The organism is Gammaproteobacteria bacterium (assembly GCA_009845905.1).
GTDB lineage: Bacteria > Pseudomonadota > Gammaproteobacteria > Steroidobacterales > Foliamicaceae > Foliamicus.
The window spans coordinates 12658-26447 of sequence record VXYS01000012.1 but is presented as its reverse complement, the minus strand read 5'-3'; the positions used below and the strand labels follow the sequence as shown (position 1 = coordinate 26447).

29 protein-coding genes are annotated in these 13790 nt (G+C 67.8%); all 29 read left to right on the top strand.

Annotated elements, in window-relative coordinates; all coding sequences use genetic code 11:
- Positions 1-71 (top strand): elongation factor Tu (locus tag F4036_11730; protein MYK38409.1); only part of this gene is annotated, 71 nt, incomplete at its 5' end.
- A gap of 6 nt (positions 72-77) precedes the next feature.
- The gene (gene rpsJ, locus F4036_11725; protein ID MYK38408.1) at positions 78-392 is read left to right on the top strand and encodes a 30S ribosomal protein S10; all 315 of its coding nucleotides are present in this window, start codon (positions 78-80) and stop codon (positions 390-392) included.
- A gap of 170 nt (positions 393-562) precedes the next feature.
- Positions 563-1219 (top strand): 50S ribosomal protein L3, encoded by a 657-nt coding sequence (gene rplC / locus F4036_11720; protein MYK38407.1) that lies wholly within the window; start codon positions 563-565, stop codon positions 1217-1219.
- Positions 1220-1222: 3 nt separating this feature from the next.
- On the top strand, positions 1223-1882 hold the full coding sequence (gene rplD / locus F4036_11715; GenBank protein MYK38406.1) for a 50S ribosomal protein L4: 660 nt from the start codon (positions 1223-1225) through the stop codon (positions 1880-1882).
- Positions 1879-2199, top strand: a complete 321-nt coding sequence (locus F4036_11710) for a 50S ribosomal protein L23 (GenBank protein MYK38405.1) — start codon at positions 1879-1881, stop codon at positions 2197-2199. The genes rplD and F4036_11710 overlap by 4 nt, the downstream gene beginning before the upstream one ends.
- A gap of 1 nt (position 2200) precedes the next feature.
- Positions 2201-3028, top strand: a complete 828-nt coding sequence (rplB, locus tag F4036_11705; protein MYK38404.1) for a 50S ribosomal protein L2 — start codon at positions 2201-2203, stop codon at positions 3026-3028.
- Positions 3028-3303, top strand: coding sequence for a 30S ribosomal protein S19 (gene rpsS, locus F4036_11700; protein MYK38403.1), 276 nt, complete (start codon positions 3028-3030; stop codon positions 3301-3303). The genes rplB and rpsS overlap by 1 nt, the downstream gene beginning before the upstream one ends.
- 33 nt (positions 3304-3336) lie before the next feature.
- On the top strand, positions 3337-3705 hold the full coding sequence (locus F4036_11695; GenBank protein ID MYK38402.1) for a 50S ribosomal protein L22: 369 nt from the start codon (positions 3337-3339) through the stop codon (positions 3703-3705).
- 2 nt (positions 3706-3707) lie between these two features.
- Positions 3708-4550 carry a 30S ribosomal protein S3 gene (gene rpsC, locus F4036_11690; protein ID MYK38401.1) on the top strand — a complete coding sequence of 281 codons (843 nt, stop codon included), beginning with the start codon at positions 3708-3710 and terminating at the stop codon, positions 4548-4550.
- Positions 4547-4960, top strand: coding sequence for a 50S ribosomal protein L16 (gene rplP, locus F4036_11685; GenBank protein ID MYK38400.1), 414 nt, complete (start codon positions 4547-4549; stop codon positions 4958-4960). The genes rpsC and rplP overlap by 4 nt, the downstream gene beginning before the upstream one ends.
- Complete coding sequence (locus tag F4036_11680) at positions 4957-5145, top strand: 50S ribosomal protein L29 (protein ID MYK38399.1); 189 nt, start codon at positions 4957-4959, stop codon at positions 5143-5145. Before rplP ends, F4036_11680 begins: the two co-directional genes overlap by 4 nt.
- The gene (rpsQ, locus tag F4036_11675) at positions 5142-5399 is read left to right on the top strand and encodes a 30S ribosomal protein S17 (protein ID MYK38398.1); all 258 of its coding nucleotides are present in this window, start codon (positions 5142-5144) and stop codon (positions 5397-5399) included. Before F4036_11680 ends, rpsQ begins: the two co-directional genes overlap by 4 nt.
- Before the next feature lie 16 nt (positions 5400-5415).
- Positions 5416-5784, top strand: a complete 369-nt coding sequence (gene rplN / locus F4036_11670) for a 50S ribosomal protein L14 (GenBank protein ID MYK38397.1) — start codon at positions 5416-5418, stop codon at positions 5782-5784.
- 4 nt (positions 5785-5788) lie between these two features.
- Positions 5789-6109, top strand: coding sequence for a 50S ribosomal protein L24 (gene rplX / locus F4036_11665; protein MYK38396.1), 321 nt, complete (start codon positions 5789-5791; stop codon positions 6107-6109).
- Positions 6106-6645, top strand: coding sequence for a 50S ribosomal protein L5 (gene rplE / locus F4036_11660; GenBank protein MYK38395.1), 540 nt, complete (start codon positions 6106-6108; stop codon positions 6643-6645). Before rplX ends, rplE begins: the two co-directional genes overlap by 4 nt.
- Before the next feature lie 4 nt (positions 6646-6649).
- Positions 6650-6955 (top strand): 30S ribosomal protein S14, encoded by a 306-nt coding sequence (rpsN, locus tag F4036_11655; protein ID MYK38394.1) that lies wholly within the window; start codon positions 6650-6652, stop codon positions 6953-6955.
- 10 nt (positions 6956-6965) lie between these two features.
- A complete protein-coding gene (gene rpsH, locus F4036_11650; protein MYK38393.1) occupies positions 6966-7364 on the top strand; it encodes a 30S ribosomal protein S8 in 399 nt (132 codons plus the stop codon).
- 27 nt (positions 7365-7391) lie between these two features.
- The gene (rplF, locus tag F4036_11645) at positions 7392-7925 is read left to right on the top strand and encodes a 50S ribosomal protein L6 (GenBank protein MYK38392.1); all 534 of its coding nucleotides are present in this window, start codon (positions 7392-7394) and stop codon (positions 7923-7925) included.
- 21 nt (positions 7926-7946) lie between these two features.
- Complete coding sequence (locus F4036_11640) at positions 7947-8294, top strand: 50S ribosomal protein L18 (GenBank protein MYK38391.1); 348 nt, start codon at positions 7947-7949, stop codon at positions 8292-8294.
- A gap of 15 nt (positions 8295-8309) precedes the next feature.
- Positions 8310-8810 carry a 30S ribosomal protein S5 gene (locus F4036_11635; protein MYK38390.1) on the top strand — a complete coding sequence of 167 codons (501 nt, stop codon included), beginning with the start codon at positions 8310-8312 and terminating at the stop codon, positions 8808-8810.
- Positions 8810-9004, top strand: coding sequence for a 50S ribosomal protein L30 (rpmD, locus tag F4036_11630; protein MYK38389.1), 195 nt, complete (start codon positions 8810-8812; stop codon positions 9002-9004). The genes F4036_11635 and rpmD overlap by 1 nt, the downstream gene beginning before the upstream one ends.
- Positions 9001-9468, top strand: coding sequence for a 50S ribosomal protein L15 (rplO, locus tag F4036_11625; GenBank protein MYK38388.1), 468 nt, complete (start codon positions 9001-9003; stop codon positions 9466-9468). Before rpmD ends, rplO begins: the two co-directional genes overlap by 4 nt.
- Positions 9468-10817 (top strand): preprotein translocase subunit SecY, encoded by a 1350-nt coding sequence (gene secY, locus F4036_11620; GenBank protein ID MYK38387.1) that lies wholly within the window; start codon positions 9468-9470, stop codon positions 10815-10817. The genes rplO and secY overlap by 1 nt, the downstream gene beginning before the upstream one ends.
- Before the next feature lie 32 nt (positions 10818-10849).
- Positions 10850-10963, top strand: a complete 114-nt coding sequence (rpmJ, locus tag F4036_11615; GenBank protein MYK38386.1) for a 50S ribosomal protein L36 — start codon at positions 10850-10852, stop codon at positions 10961-10963.
- Positions 10964-10965: 2 nt separating this feature from the next.
- A complete protein-coding gene (gene rpsM, locus F4036_11610) occupies positions 10966-11322 on the top strand; it encodes a 30S ribosomal protein S13 (protein MYK38385.1) in 357 nt (118 codons plus the stop codon).
- A 12-nt stretch (positions 11323-11334) separates the two neighbouring features.
- The gene (gene rpsK, locus F4036_11605; GenBank protein MYK38384.1) at positions 11335-11721 is read left to right on the top strand and encodes a 30S ribosomal protein S11; all 387 of its coding nucleotides are present in this window, start codon (positions 11335-11337) and stop codon (positions 11719-11721) included.
- Between the two features lie 13 nt (positions 11722-11734).
- Positions 11735-12358, top strand: coding sequence for a 30S ribosomal protein S4 (gene rpsD, locus F4036_11600; GenBank protein ID MYK38383.1), 624 nt, complete (start codon positions 11735-11737; stop codon positions 12356-12358).
- Positions 12359-12374: 16 nt separating this feature from the next.
- Positions 12375-13370, top strand: coding sequence for a DNA-directed RNA polymerase subunit alpha (gene rpoA, locus F4036_11595; GenBank protein MYK38382.1), 996 nt, complete (start codon positions 12375-12377; stop codon positions 13368-13370).
- A 2-nt stretch (positions 13371-13372) separates the two neighbouring features.
- Positions 13373-13741: a 50S ribosomal protein L17 gene (locus F4036_11590; GenBank protein MYK38381.1), complete on the top strand. Its 369-nt coding sequence runs from the start codon at positions 13373-13375 to the stop codon at positions 13739-13741.
- Positions 13742-13790 lie beyond the last annotated feature (49 nt).

The following is a 13790-nucleotide window of genomic DNA, read 5'->3' as shown; positions in this document are numbered from 1 at the left end:
GTCTGCGCTTCGCGATCCGCGAAGGCGGCCGAACCGTCGGCGCCGGCGTCGTATCGAGCGTAGTGGAGTAGATAAATATGGCTGAACCGCAAAACATCCGAATCCGTCTCAAGGCCTTCGATCACAGGCTGATCGATTCGTCGGCCCGCGAGATCGTCGAAACCGCGCGCCGCACCGGCGCCAGGGTGCACGGCCCGGTGCCGCTGCCCACCCGCAAGGAGCGCTTCACCGTGCTGATTTCGCCGCACGTGAACAAGGACGCCCGCGACCAGTACGAGCTCAGAACGCACAAGCGCCTGCTGGACATCATCGAGCCCAGCGACAAGACCGTCGATGCGCTCATGAAGCTCGAACTCCCCGCCGGCGTAGACGCCCAAATCCGCTTGAACTAGCCCCCCATGATTGCTAACATTGTTAGTCTTTGCCCGGTAGCCCTTACTGACCCTCTTCTTCTGGGGGCATGTGAGCCATGGATGGCGGAACCGAGCCCCATGGACGGGTTCATGCGTCCCCCGGAAGAAGAGGGTCAGTAAGGGCGGTTTTACACGCCCACGAGACTGCCATGAGCATCGGTTTGATCGGCCAAAAGCGAGGAATGACGCGCCTGTTCACGGAGGAAGGGGCCAGTGTGCCCATCACCGTGATCGAAGCGCGCCCGAATCGCATAACCCGCCAGCGCACGCCCGCCAAAGACGGCTACGCCGCCGTGCAGGTCACCGTGGGCGAGGCGCGCAAGGCGCCGGGCAAGGCGCTTGCCGGCCAGTACGCCGATCACGCTCCCGGCGAGGGCCTGTTCGAGCATCGCCTCGACGACCCCGCCCAGCTCGAGGACTATCAGCCCGGCGCGGAAATCACCGTGAGCCAGTTCGCACCGGGCCAGCATGTGGACGTGACCGGCACCACCATCGGCAAGGGCTATGCGGGCACCATCAAGCGCCACCACTTCCGCGGCCAGGACGCCACCCACGGCAATTCCAAGGCCCACCGCGTGCCCGGCTCCATCGGCCAGAACCAGACGCCCGGACGCGTGTTCAAGGGCAAGAAGATGTCCGGCCACATGGGCAACGTGCGCCGAACGGTCCAGAACCTCGAAGTGGTGCGGGTCGACGAGGAGAGAAACCTCATCATGATCAAGGGCGCCATTCCGGGCCACACGATGGGCCGCGTACTGGTACGTCCCGCCGTGAAAATGCCGGCCCAAAAGACCCAACAGGCATAGACCATGAACGCAACGGCAGAAAAAACCGACCGGCAGGAAAAGAAACCAGCCGTTGCGAAGCCAAAGAAGGCAAAGCCGACCAGAAAGGTCTACAAGCCTTTCTCCGACGACGTGCCGTTCAACGAGTCGCTGGTCCACCAGGCCGTCGTGGCCTGGCTGGCGGGCGCACGCAGCGGCACCAAGGCGCAGAAGAACCGCTCCGCGGTGCGCGGCGGCGGCGCCAAGCCGTGGCGGCAGAAGGGCACCGGACGGGCTCGCGCCGGCACCCGCTCCAGCCCGCTGTGGCGCGGCGGCGGCCGCACCTTCGCCGCAGCCCCGCGTTCGCACGCAAAGAAGATCAACCGCAAGATGTACCGCGGCGCGATGCGCTGCCTGCTCGCCGAAGTGGCCCGCAGCAAGCGCCTGACCGTGGCCCGCGAGATCCAGCCCTCCGACCATCGCACGAGGACGGCGCTCGCGCTGCTTCAGGAGCTTGAGTTCGACGGCGGCCTGATCGTGGTCGAGTCGTACGACGATTACCGCGAGTTCTGCCTGGGCATCCGCAACCTTCCCGGCGTGGACATCATCGATCTGCGCGAGATCAATCCCGTGGCGCTGGCGGGCTCCGCCCCCATCCTGATCACCGAAGGCGCCTTCAAGGAACTCAAGGAGCGCCTGCAATGAGCGCCGAGAACCTTTCCGAGCGCCTGCTCAACACGATCCGGGCGCCGCACCTCTCGGAGAAGGCCCTCAACCTGGCCGAGAGCGAAGGGCGCAAGCAGCTCGCCTTCAGGGTGGCCGTCGACGCCACCAAGCCGGAGATCGCCCGGGCCGTGAAGGAACTCTTCGACGTGGAAGTGGACTCGGTCACGGTCATCAACTACAAGGGCAAGGTCAAGCGGCGCGGCCTCACGATGGGCCGCCGCCCGAACTGGAAGAAGGCCTACGTGACCCTGGCGGCGGGACAGGACCTCGACTTCGTTAGCGGAACGGGGCAGTAGCATGGCGCTGAAACCACTCAATCCCACGTCGCCCGGACAGCGCTTCGCGGTGCGCGTGGTCACGCCCGAGCTGCACAAGGGCGCGCCCTACCGGCCGCTCACCAAGCCGCTGCCGGGCCGCGGCGGACGCAACAACGCCGGGCGCATCACCACCCGGCACCGCGGCGGCGGGCACAAGCGCCATTACCGCATTGTCGATTTCCGCCGCGACAAGGACGGCATCGCCGCGCGGGTTGAGCGGCTGGAGTACGACCCCAACCGCAGCGCCCACCTGGCGCTGCTGGTTTATGCCGACGGCGAGCGGCGCTACATCCTGGCGCCGAACGGCGTCAAGGCCGGCCAGCAGCTCATGTCCGGCATGGAGGCGCCGATCCGCACGGGCAACTGCCTGCCGCTCAGCCGGATTCCGCTGGGCACGCAGATTCACAACATCGAGATGAAGCCCGGCAAGGGCGGCCAGCTGGCCCGCGCCGCCGGCGCTTCCGCGCAGCTCCTGGCCCGCGAGGGCCCGCACGCCACGCTGCGGATGCGCTCCGGCGAAATGCGCAAGGTGCCGGTCACCTGCCGCGCCACCATCGGCGAGGTGGGCAACGACCAGCACGGCCTGCGCAAGGACGGCAAGGCCGGCGTCAAGCGCTGGCGCGGCATCCGGCCCACGGTGCGCGGCGTGGCCATGAACCCGGTGGACCATCCGCACGGCGGCGGCGAGGGCCGCTCATCGGGCGGGCGCCATCCGGTCAGTCCCTGGGGCGTGCCCACCAAGGGCTATCGCACCCGCCGCCGCAAGGGCGTCGAGCGCATGATCGTGCGCCGCAGGAAGGGCAAGTGATGCCCCGGTCGCTTCGCAAGGGCCCGTTCGTGGATCTGCACCTGATGAAGAAGGTGCAGGTGGCCGCGGCCAACCGCAGCCCGCGCCCGATCAGGACCTGGTCGCGCCGTTCGATGATCGTGCCCGACATGGTGGGGCTCACCATCGCCGTGCACAACGGGCGGGACCACATCCCGATCCTGATTTCCGAGAACATGGTGGGCCACAAGCTCGGCGAGTTCGCGCCCACACGCATTTTCCGCGCCCACTCCGGCGACCGGAAGGCCAAGGATTAGGGCTGACAGGCCCCAAGCCCCCGGAGAATGACGATGGAAGTTTCCGCCCGCCTGCGCTACGCCCGCATCTCCACCCGCAAGACGCGGCTGGCCGCCGACATGATCCGCGGCCGCCACGTCGAGGAAGCCGCCAACGCCCTGGCGTTCACGCCCCGGCGGGCGGCGCAGCTCATGGGCAAGGTGCTCAACTCGGCCATCGCCAACGCGCAGACCAATTTCGGCGCCGACATCGACGAACTGTATGTCAGCAAGGTCCTGGTGGACGAGGCCAAGCCCTACCGCCGCTACCGGGCCCGGGCCCGCGGCCGCGGCGCGCGCATCCTCAAGCCCCAGACCCACATCAGCCTGACCGTTTCCGATCAGCGCGGGTCCGGGTGGGACAACGAGGAGGACGAGAGCTAGTCATGGGCCAGAAAGTCAATCCCATCGGCATCCGGCTCGGCATCTCCCGGCCGTGGTCGTCCACCTGGTACGCCGATTCGAAGAGTTTCCCGGCGCTGGTCGAGTCCGACTACCGCATCCGCGAGATGCTGCGCAAGCGCCTCAAGGACGCCGCGGTCAGCCATATCGACATCGAGCGCCACCGCGAGAGCACCCAGATCCAGATCCACACGGCCCGTCCCGGCACCGTCATCGGCAAGAAGGGCGAGGACATCGAGAGGCTGAGGCGCGACCTCGCGAAGCTGATCGACACCCAGCTGCACCAGGTGCGGGTGAACATCAAGGAAATCAAGAAGCCCGAGCTGTACGCCCGGCTGGTGGCCGAGAACATCGCCTCGCAGCTCGAGCGGCGCGTGATGTTCCGCCGCGCCATGCGACGCGCGGTCAGCACCACGATGCGGCTCGGGGCCCAGGGCATCAAGGTCAAGGTGTCCGGGCGGCTGAACGGCGCCGAAATCGCCCGCTCGGAGTGGTACCGCGAGGGCCGCGTGCCGCTGCACACGTTCCGCGCCGACATCGACTACGGCCTGGCGGAAGCCTTCACCACCTACGGCGTGGTGGGCGTGAAGGTGTGGATCTACCGCGGCGAGAAGTCCTCGCCCACCGATACGCCGGGCGCCGCCGACACGCCGACCGGCGCCGAGCCCAGGCCGGCGACTCCTGCAACCCCGGCGACCCCCGCGACCCCCGCGACACCCGCAACTCCTGCAACCCCGGCGACCCCCGCAACTCCGGCGACGCCCGCAGCCACGCCCGCCACCGCTGCAGCCCCCGAGACGCCTGCCACACCGGTAACGCCGTCATGATGCAGCCCAAGCGCACCAAGTACCGCAAGATGCACAAGGGCCGCAACCGCGGCCTTGCCCAGCGCGGCAATTTCGTGGCCTTCGGCGAGTTCGGCCTCAAGGCCACCTCGCGCGGCCGCATCACCGCCCGCCAGATCGAGGCGGCGCGGCGCGCGCTGACCCGCCACGTGCGCCGTGGCGGAAAGGTCTGGATTCGCATCTTCCCGGACAAGCCCATCACCCAGAAGCCGCTGGAAGTGCGCCAGGGCAAGGGCAAGGGCAACGTCGAATACTGGGTCTCGCTGGTCCAGCCCGGCCGCATGCTCTACGAAATCGAGGGCGTGCCCGAGCCGCTGGCGCGCGAGGCCTTCCGGCTGGCTTCGTCGAAGCTGCCGGTCAATACCGCGTTCGTACACAGGCAACTGCAATGAAGGCTTCCGAAATCAGGGAACTGGACGCCGCCGGGCTCCGGCAACGGCTGGTCGAACTGCGACGCGAGCAGTTGCAGATGCGCCTGAGCCAGGCCACGGGGCAGGAGGCGCGCGTGCATCGCCACCGCGAGCTGCGCCGTGACATCGCCCGGGTGAAGACCGTCATGCGCGAGGCCGCGTCATGAGCGCCTCGGAGCGTACGGCGCGGGTCCTTCCCGGCGGGTCGGACAAGACCCGGCGGGTGGCGGTGGAGCGCCTGGTAAAGCACCCCATGTACGGCAAATACGTGCGGCGCACCACGCGCATGCTGATCCACGACGAGGACAACACTTCGCGCGAAGGCGACCTGATCGCTATCGCCGAGGGACGCCCCGTGTCGCGCCGCAAGTCCTGGAGGCTGGTGCGCGTGCTTCGGCGCGCGGACGGGAGCAGCGACTGAGTGAGGATCCGCGGTCATGATTCAAGCCCAAACCGTATTGAGCGCGGCCGACAACTCCGGCGCGAGAAAGTTGCAGTGCATCAAGGTGCTGGGCGGATCGCGCCGGCGCTATGCGCGTATCGGCGACGTGATCCGCGTGACCGTGAAGGACTCGGTGCCGCGCGGGCGCGTGCGCAAGGGCGAGCTGTATCACGCCGTGGTGGTGCGCACCCGCAGCGGCGTGCGGCGCCCCGACGGATCGCTGATCCGTTTCGACGGCAACGCCGCGGTGCTGCTGAATCCGCGCCTGGAACCGGTGGGCACGCGCATCTTCGGCCCCGTGACCCGCGAGTTGCGCTCCGCCCAGTTCATGAAGATCGTCTCCCTCGCCCCGGAGGTGCTGTAGCGTCATGAAGCGCTTGAAGACAGGCGACGAAGTGATCGTGACCACGGGCCGCAACCGCGGCGCGCGGGGCGTCGTCACGCGCCTGGTCGGCGAGGACCGCGTACTGGTCGAGAACGTGAACCTGGTGCGCAAGCACCGCAAGCCCAACCCGCAGCAGAACCAGCCCGGCGGCATCGTCGAGGAAGAGCGTCCGCTGCACGTCTCCAACGTGGCGCTTTATAACTCCACTAACGAGAAGGGCGGGCGAATCGGCATCAAGACGCTGGCCGACGGTCAGCGCGTGCGTTACTTCAAGAGCGACGGCGAGGTCATCGACACCGTATGAGCGCGCTCGAACAGACCTACCGCACCGAGATGGCGCCGCGCCTGATGGAGCGGCTGAACCTGAGCAATGCCATGCAGGTGCCCAGGCTCGCCAAGATCACGCTCAACATGGGCGTGGGCGAGGGGACGTCGGATCGCGGCGCGGTGAAGAAGGCCGCCGAGGACCTGACCCTGATCGCCGGGCAGCGCGCCGTGATTACCTACGCGCGCCGTTCGGTCGCCGCGTTCAAGGTGCGCGAAGGCTACCCGCTGGGCTGCAAGGTCACGCTGCGCCGCTCGCGGATGTACGACTTCGTCGAGCGCCTGGTGAACGTGGCCATCCCGCGGATCCGGGACTTCCGGGGGCTGAACCCCAGGTCCTTCGACGGCCGCGGCAACTACAGCATCGGCGTGACCGAGCAGATCATCTTCCCCGAAATCAACTACGACAACATCGACGTCATCCGCGGCCTCGACATCGCCATCACCACGACGGCGGTGAACGACGAACAGGGCCGCGCGCTGCTCGACGAGTTCAAGTTTCCTTTCAAGAGGTAAGCGCATGGCCAAGAAGAGCATGGTGGAACGCGAGAAGAAGCGCCGGCGCATGGTGGAGCGCTACCGCGAGCGCCGGGCCGAGCTCAAGCGCATCATCGCCGACCGCTCCACGAGCCCGGACGACCTGGCCGACGCGCTTCAGGCGTTGCAGCGACTGCCGCGCGACTCCAGCCCGGTGCGGCTGCGCAACCGTTGCGCGATTACCGGCCGGCCGCGCGGCTATTTCAAGAAGTTCGGCCTGAGCCGCAACAAGCTGCGCGAGGAAACGATGTTCGGCAACATCCCCGGCGTGAGCAAGGCCTCCTGGTAGGAGTGTTCGCATGAGTATGCAGGACCCCATCTCCGACATGCTGACGCGCATCCGCAACGCGCAGGCGGCGCTGCACGACAACGTGTCCATGCCCGGCTCGAAGATCAAGGAGGCCATCGCGCGGGTGCTGCAGTCGGAGGGCTATATCGAGGGCTACGAGACCACCGGCGAGCCCGGGCCCGAACGCACGCTGCGCATCGAGCTCAAGTACGAGCTGGGCGAGCCCGTCATCCGCCGGCTCGAGCGCGCCTCGCGGCCGGGCTTGAGGATCTATCGCGGCGCGGACGAGCTGCCGCGCGTCATGGGCGGCCTGGGCGTGGCCGTGATTTCCACATCCAAGGGCGTGATGAGCGACCGTGAGTCGCGCGCGGCCGGGCAGGGCGGCGAAGTGCTCTGCGTCGTGAGCTGACCGGCACGCGAACGAAGGATTGCCGTCATGTCCCGTCTGGCCAAACGACCGATTCCCGTCCCCGACGGCGTCACCGCCAGCCTGGCCAACGGCACGCTCACCGCGAAGGGTTCCAGGGGCGAGGACTCGATGACCGTGCACAGCGAGATCGAGATGAAGCTCGACGACGGCGCGGTGGTCGTGGCGCCGCGTTCCGGTTCGCGCCTGGCGCGCAGCATGACCGGCACCACCTGCGCCCTGGTGCGCAACCTGTTCACCGGCGTAAGCCAGGGCTTCGAGCGCCGCTTGCAGCTCGTCGGCACCGGCTACCGCGCCGAGGCCAGAGGCAGCACGCTGGCCCTGCAACTGGGCTTCTCGCACCCGATCGAATACAAGGTGGCGGACAAGGTGTCGGTGAAGACGCCCTCGCAGACCGAAATCGTGCTCGAATCGATCAACCGCCAGCTCGTCGGCCAGACGGCCGCCGAAATCCGCGCCCTGCGTCCGCCGGAACCCTACAAGGGCAAGGGTGTGCGCTACCGGGGCGAGCAACTGCGGCTCAAGGAAGCCAAGAAGAAGTAGGCGGGGTGTAGCGTCATGGCCATCGACAAGAGGACCGCCCGCGCCCGGCGCGCACGCAAGACGCGCGCGCGGATCGCGCGGCTGGGAGCGCCGAGGCTCAGCGTGCACCGCACGCCCCGGCACATTTACGCCCAGCTCATCGGGCCCGGCGGCGGCAAGGTGCTGGCGTCGGCTTCGACGCTGAAGCTGCGCGGGGAAGTGAAGAACACCGGCAATGTCGAAGCGGCCAAGGCCGTGGGCAAGCAGCTTGCCCAGAAGGCCGCCGAGGCCGGCGTCAAGACCGTCGCCTTCGACCGCTCCGGCTTCCGTTATCACGGACGGATCAAGGCCCTGGCCGACGCCGCGCGCGAGGCCGGGCTCAAGTTTTAGCGAGACACGCGAGTTATGGCGAACGACAACGAATCCCGCGAAGACCTGCTCGAAAAGCTGGTGCACGTCAACCGCGTGGCCAAGGTGGTCAAGGGCGGCCGGCAGTTCGGCTTCACCGCGCTGACCGTGGTCGGCGACGGCGCCGGACAGGTCGGCTTCGGCCACAGCAAGGCCCGCGAAGTGCCGCTGGCGATCCAGAAGTCGCTGGCCCAGGCGCGCGTCGAGATGAAGTCCGTGAAGCTGAAGCGCGGCACGCTGCACTACGCGATGACCGGGCGCCACGGCGCCACGAAGGTGTACATGCAGCCGGCCGCCGAAGGCACCGGCATCATCGCCGGCGGCGCCATGCGCGCCGTATTCGAGTGTTGCGGCGTGCGCAACGTGCTGGCCAAGTCGTACGGTTCGCGCAACCCCATCAACGTGGTGCGCGCCACTGTGCGGGCGCTGCACGAGGCCCGCTCTCCGGGCCAGGTCGCCCGGACCCGCGGCAAGTCCGTCAAGGAGATCGTCGCGTAATGGCCAAGTCCGACAAGCAGATCCGGATCACGCTAAGGCGCAGCCTGCACGGGCGCCTGCGCAAGCACCAGGCCTGCGTGCGCGGCCTGGGCCTGAGGCGCATACGCCAGACCGTGACCGTGCCGGCCACGCCCGAGAACCTGGGCATGGCGCGCAAGGTCGCGTACATGCTCGACATCGAGGAGCTCGGCTGATGCTCAACTCGCTCAGGCAACCCGGCGGGCGCAAGCACCGCAAGCGCGTTGGGCGCGGCGCATCCGCCGGTGGCGGCAAGACCTGCGGCCGCGGCCACAAGGGCCAGGGCTCGCGCTCGGGATCCGGCGTCATGCGCGGATTCGAGGGCGGCCAGATGCCGCTGCAGCGGCGCCTGCCCAAGGTGGGCTTCGCTTCGCGCACCGCGCGCTACACGGCCCGCGTGCGCACCAGCGAGATCGCCGGCCTGGGCGAGAAGACCGTTGACTTGGCGCTGCTCAAGGACCGCGGCCTGGCGCGCTTCGACGCGCGCTCCGCGAAGGTGTTCCTGAGCGGGGAGGTCAAAAAGCCGGTGAAGCTGGTGGGCATCGCCGCGACGGCCGGCGCCCGCAAGGTCATAGAAGCCGCCGGCGGTTCCATCGAGGGTCCCGGGAGCGAGGGCGTATCGCCCTCGAAGAAAGACTGATGGCGCGGCGCGGACAGGCCGGCACGTTCAACCCCGCCGCGGCGCTGGGCGAGGCCACGCGTTTCGGCGACCTGCGCAAACGCCTGCTGTTCCTGGTCGGCGCGCTGATCGTGTACCGCATCGGCGCCTTCATCCCGCTGCCCGGCATCGACCCGAACGCGCTCGCCCAGTTCTTCCAGCAGCAGGAAGGCACGATCCTGAGCATGATGAACATGTTCTCCGGCGGCGCGCTGGAGCGGATGTCGATCTTCGCGCTCGGCATCATGCCCTACATTTCCGCGTCGATCATCATGCAGCTTGCCGGCGTGGTCGTGCCCACGCTCGCCCAGCTCCGCAAGGAAGGCGAGTCCGGCCGCCGCCAGATCGTCAAGTACACCCGCTATTTCACCGTGATCCTGGCCGCCTTCCAGTCGATGGCCATGTCGGTGGCGCTGCAGGGCCAGGGCGTGGTCATCAACCCTGGCCCCGGCTTCGTGATGACTGCGGCCATCACGCTCACCACCGGCACCGTGTTCCTGATGTGGCTGGGCGAGCAGATCACCGAGCGCGGCATCGGCAACGGCATTTCCATAATCATCCTGGCCAGCATCCTGGCCGGGCTGCCGTCGGCCTTCGGCGGCACCCTGCAACTGGTCAGCACCGGCGAGTTGAACGGCGCCTTCGCGCTGATCCTGATGCTGCTGATCCTGGCGGTCATCGCCTTCGTGGTGTTCGTGGAGCGCGCGCAGCGGCGCATCCCGGTCAACTACGCCAAGCGCATGCAGGGCCGGCGCATGTATGCCGGCCAGTCCAGCCACCTGCCGTTCAAGCTGAACATGTCGGGCGTGATCCCGCCGATTTTCGCGAGCAGCATCATCCTGTTCCCGGCCACGCTGGCCTCCTGGTTCGGACAGGCCGAGGGCTTCAGCTGGCTGCAGACGCTGGGTGCGCGGCTGGCGCCGGGCCAGCCCATCTACGTGATGATGTACGGCGCGCTGATCATGTTCTTCGCGTTCTTCTACACCGCGCTGGTGTTCAACGCACGCGACACCGCCGAAAATCTGCAGCGCTCGGGCGCCTTCATTCCCGGCATCCGCCCAGGCCAGCAGACCGCCAATTACATCGACCGGGTGCTGACCCGGATCACGCTGTGGGGCGGCATCTACATCACCGGCGTTTGCCTGATGCCCGAGTTGCTGATCATGCAGTGGCAGGTGCCGTTCTATTTCGGCGGCACCTCGCTGCTGATCATGGTGGTGGTCACGATGGATTTCCTGGCCCAGCTGCAGGCGCACATGATGTCGCACCAGTACGAGGGCCTGATGAAGAAAGCCAACCTCGGCTCGTACGGCCGCAGGGGCCTGCGCTGAGCGCTGGTTGACGGCTTGAAGGAGATGCAAGCATGAAAGTACGCGCATCGGTAAAGAAGATCTGCCGCAACTGCAAGATCGTGCGGCGCAAGGGTGTGCTCCGGGTCCTGTGCACGGACCCGCGGCACAAGCAAAGGCAGGGCTGAGCATGGCGCGCATAGCCGGCATCAATGTGCCCGTCTACAAGCACGTGCGGGTGGCGCTCACGCACATCTTCGGCATCGGGCCCGCCCGAGCCCTGGAGATCTGCCAGCTCTCGAACGTCCAGCCCGACGTGCAGGTCAAGGATCTGGACGAGCCCGCGATCGAGCGCATCCGCTCCAGCGTGGCCCGCTACCAGCTCGAAGGCGACCTGCGGCGCGAGAACTCGATGAACGTCAAGCGGCTTATGGATCTCGGCTGCTACCGCGGACTGCGCCACCGGCGCGGGCTGCCGGTGCGCGGCCAGCGCAGCCGCACGAATGCGCGCACCCGCAAGGGTCCGCGCCGGCCCATCCGCAAATAAGGGGTTATCGAGATGGCAAAACCCAAACCCCGCAAGAAGGCGACCCGGCGCCATGTCGTGGACGGCATCGCGCACATCCACGCGTCGTTCAACAACACCATCATCACGATCACCGACCCGCAGGGCAACGCGCTGTCCTGGGCCACTTCCGGCGGCTCGGGCTTCCGCGGTTCGCGCAAGTCCACGCCGTTCGCCGCCCAGGTAGCGGCCGAACGCGCCGCCAACCGGGCCCGCGAAATGGGCATGGCCAACCTGCAGGTCAGGGTGCGCGGCCCCGGCCCCGGGCGCGAGTCCGCGGTCCGGGCGCTCAACGCCGCCGGTTTCCGCATCACCCACATCGAGGATGTCACCCCGATCCCGCACAACGGCTGCCGCGCGCCCAAGCGGCGCCGCGTATAGGGAGGCTCAAGGCATGGCCCGTTACACCGGACCCGTATGCAAGCTCTCGCGGCGCGAGGGCACCGACCTGCTGCTCAAGAGCCGGGTGCGCTCGCTCGAGGACAAGTGCCGCCACGACCGCGTGCCCGGCGCGCGCAGCACCCAGCGCCCCGGGCGCATGTCCGATTACGGCCTGCAGCTTCGCGAGAAGCAGAAGCTGAGGCGCATGTACGGCGTGCTCGAGCGGCAGTTCCGCAACTACTACAAGCGCGCGGCGCGCCAGAAGGGCTCCACCGGCGACAACCTGCTGAGGCTGCTGGAAGGCCGCCTGGACAACATCGTCTATCGCCTGGGATTCGGCGCCACCCGGCCCGAGGCCCGGCAGCTCGTCACGCACCGCGGAATCCAGGTCAACGGCCGCGCGGTCAACATCCCGTCCTACCAGGTCAAGGCGGGCGACGTCGTTGCCGTGCATCCGCGCGCCAAGGAGCAGCTCAGGATCCAGAACGCCCTGGAGATCGCCCGCCAGCTCGGCTTCCCCGAGTGGCTGGAGGTGGACCAGAAAGCGCTGTCCGGCACGGTCAAGAGCCTGCCGGAGCGCGAGGAGATTCTGCCCGACATTAACGAAAGCCTGGTTGTAGAGCTTTATTCCAAGTAGCAGGAGTGCAAGCGCCATGGACCAATCAGTACATACCTTCCTGAAACCCCGCATCGTTCGCGTGGAGGAGCGCGGCCACCCGAACCGCGCCCGCATCACGATCGAACCGCTGGAACGCGGCTTCGGCCACACGCTGGGCAACGCGCTGCGCCGCCTGCTGCTGTCGAGCATGCCGGGCGCCGCCATCATCGAGGCCGAGATCCAGAACGAGGTGCTGCATGAATACAGCTCCATCGAGGGGGTCAAGGAAGACGTGGTGGAGATCCTGCTGAACCTCAAGGACGTGGCCGTGCGCATGCACGCGCGCGCCAGCGCCGAGCTGATGCTGGTGAAGAAGGGGCCGGGCCAGGTGACGGCCGGCGACATCGCCACCGACCATGACGTCGAGGTGGTCAACCCGGACCAGCACATCGCCACGCTGACTTCCGGCGTGGAGCTGAGCATGCGTCTGACCGTGGCCACCGGCCGCGGCTACCGCCCGGCCACGCGCATGGCCGATATCACCGAGGGCAGCGTCACGATGGGCCGGCTGCAACTCGACGCTTCGTTCAGCCCGGTCCGCCGCGTCAGTTACGACGTCGAGTCCGCCCGCGTGGAACGCCGCACCGACCTCGACCGCCTGATCGTGGAGCTGGAGACCAACGGCGCCATCGATCCGGGCGACGCCGTGCGCCGCGCCGGCGAAATCCTGCGCGACCAGCTCACCGTGTTCGTGGACCTGGCGCCGAGCGAGAACGTCGGCCTGATGGGCATCGACCCGCAACTGCGCCAGCTCTACATGTCGCCGATTGAGGACCTGCAGCTCAACGCCCGCTCGGTGAACTGCCTGAAGGCCGAAAACATCCACTTCGTGGGCGACCTGGTGCAGAAGACCGACGCAGAATTGCTGCGCACGCCGAATCTCGGCAAGCGCTCGCTGACGGAAATCCAGGAGAAGCTCGGCGAGCGCGGCCTGGAGCTGGGCTCCGAGCTGCCCGAGTGGCCGCCGGCGGGCCTCAAGACCGCGGCGTAGTCATGCGTCATCGCAAATCCGGCCGCATCCTGGGCCGCACCAGCGACCACCGGCGCGCCATGTTCCGCAACATGGCGGCCTCGCTGATCGAGCACGAGAGCATCACCACCACCGTGCCCAAGGCCAAGGAGCTGAGGCGCGTGGTGGAACCCCTGATCACGCTGGCCGGCGAAGACGGCGTGGCCCGCCGGCGCCTCGCCTTCAACCGCCTGCGCAACAAGAAGGCCGTGGGCAAGCTGTTCGACGAACTCGGTCCGCGCTTCAAGGAACGCCCCGGCGGCTACCTGAGCATCCTCAAAAAAGGCCACCGCCCCGGCGACGCCGCCCCCATGGCCGTAGTCCGCCTGGTAGAAGACGCAAGCCCCGAATAACCCCCTGGCCGCCTGGCAACGGAGAGCCATCTTGCTGGCGACCCGCGCC

Coding starts and splice junctions, on each gene's coding strand:
- rpsD (MYK38383.1), top strand. CDS start 11,735: ATGGCCCGTTACACCGGACCCGTATGCAAGCTCTCGCGGCGCGAGGGC.
- rpoA (MYK38382.1), top strand. CDS start 12,375: ATGGACCAATCAGTACATACCTTCCTGAAACCCCGCATCGTTCGCGTG.
- rplP (MYK38400.1), top strand. CDS start 4,547: ATGATGCAGCCCAAGCGCACCAAGTACCGCAAGATGCACAAGGGCCGC.
- secY (MYK38387.1), top strand. CDS start 9,468: ATGGCGCGGCGCGGACAGGCCGGCACGTTCAACCCCGCCGCGGCGCTG.
- rplN (MYK38397.1), top strand. CDS start 5,416: ATGATTCAAGCCCAAACCGTATTGAGCGCGGCCGACAACTCCGGCGCG.
- rpsH (MYK38393.1), top strand. CDS start 6,966: ATGAGTATGCAGGACCCCATCTCCGACATGCTGACGCGCATCCGCAAC.
- rpsC (MYK38401.1), top strand. CDS start 3,708: ATGGGCCAGAAAGTCAATCCCATCGGCATCCGGCTCGGCATCTCCCGG.
- rpmD (MYK38389.1), top strand. CDS start 8,810: ATGGCCAAGTCCGACAAGCAGATCCGGATCACGCTAAGGCGCAGCCTG.
- F4036_11710 (MYK38405.1), top strand. CDS start 1,879: ATGAGCGCCGAGAACCTTTCCGAGCGCCTGCTCAACACGATCCGGGCG.
- rpsS (MYK38403.1), top strand. CDS start 3,028: ATGCCCCGGTCGCTTCGCAAGGGCCCGTTCGTGGATCTGCACCTGATG.
- rpsK (MYK38384.1), top strand. CDS start 11,335: ATGGCAAAACCCAAACCCCGCAAGAAGGCGACCCGGCGCCATGTCGTG.
- rplF (MYK38392.1), top strand. CDS start 7,392: ATGTCCCGTCTGGCCAAACGACCGATTCCCGTCCCCGACGGCGTCACC.
- rplB (MYK38404.1), top strand. CDS start 2,201: ATGGCGCTGAAACCACTCAATCCCACGTCGCCCGGACAGCGCTTCGCG.
- rplC (MYK38407.1), top strand. CDS start 563: ATGAGCATCGGTTTGATCGGCCAAAAGCGAGGAATGACGCGCCTGTTC.
- rpsJ (MYK38408.1), top strand. CDS start 78: ATGGCTGAACCGCAAAACATCCGAATCCGTCTCAAGGCCTTCGATCAC.
- rpsN (MYK38394.1), top strand. CDS start 6,650: ATGGCCAAGAAGAGCATGGTGGAACGCGAGAAGAAGCGCCGGCGCATG.
- F4036_11680 (MYK38399.1), top strand. CDS start 4,957: ATGAAGGCTTCCGAAATCAGGGAACTGGACGCCGCCGGGCTCCGGCAA.
- rplE (MYK38395.1), top strand. CDS start 6,106: ATGAGCGCGCTCGAACAGACCTACCGCACCGAGATGGCGCCGCGCCTG.
- F4036_11635 (MYK38390.1), top strand. CDS start 8,310: ATGGCGAACGACAACGAATCCCGCGAAGACCTGCTCGAAAAGCTGGTG.
- rpmJ (MYK38386.1), top strand. CDS start 10,850: ATGAAAGTACGCGCATCGGTAAAGAAGATCTGCCGCAACTGCAAGATC.
- rpsM (MYK38385.1), top strand. CDS start 10,966: ATGGCGCGCATAGCCGGCATCAATGTGCCCGTCTACAAGCACGTGCGG.
- rplX (MYK38396.1), top strand. CDS start 5,789: ATGAAGCGCTTGAAGACAGGCGACGAAGTGATCGTGACCACGGGCCGC.
- F4036_11590 (MYK38381.1), top strand. CDS start 13,373: ATGCGTCATCGCAAATCCGGCCGCATCCTGGGCCGCACCAGCGACCAC.
- F4036_11695 (MYK38402.1), top strand. CDS start 3,337: ATGGAAGTTTCCGCCCGCCTGCGCTACGCCCGCATCTCCACCCGCAAG.
- rpsQ (MYK38398.1), top strand. CDS start 5,142: ATGAGCGCCTCGGAGCGTACGGCGCGGGTCCTTCCCGGCGGGTCGGAC.
- rplD (MYK38406.1), top strand. CDS start 1,223: ATGAACGCAACGGCAGAAAAAACCGACCGGCAGGAAAAGAAACCAGCC.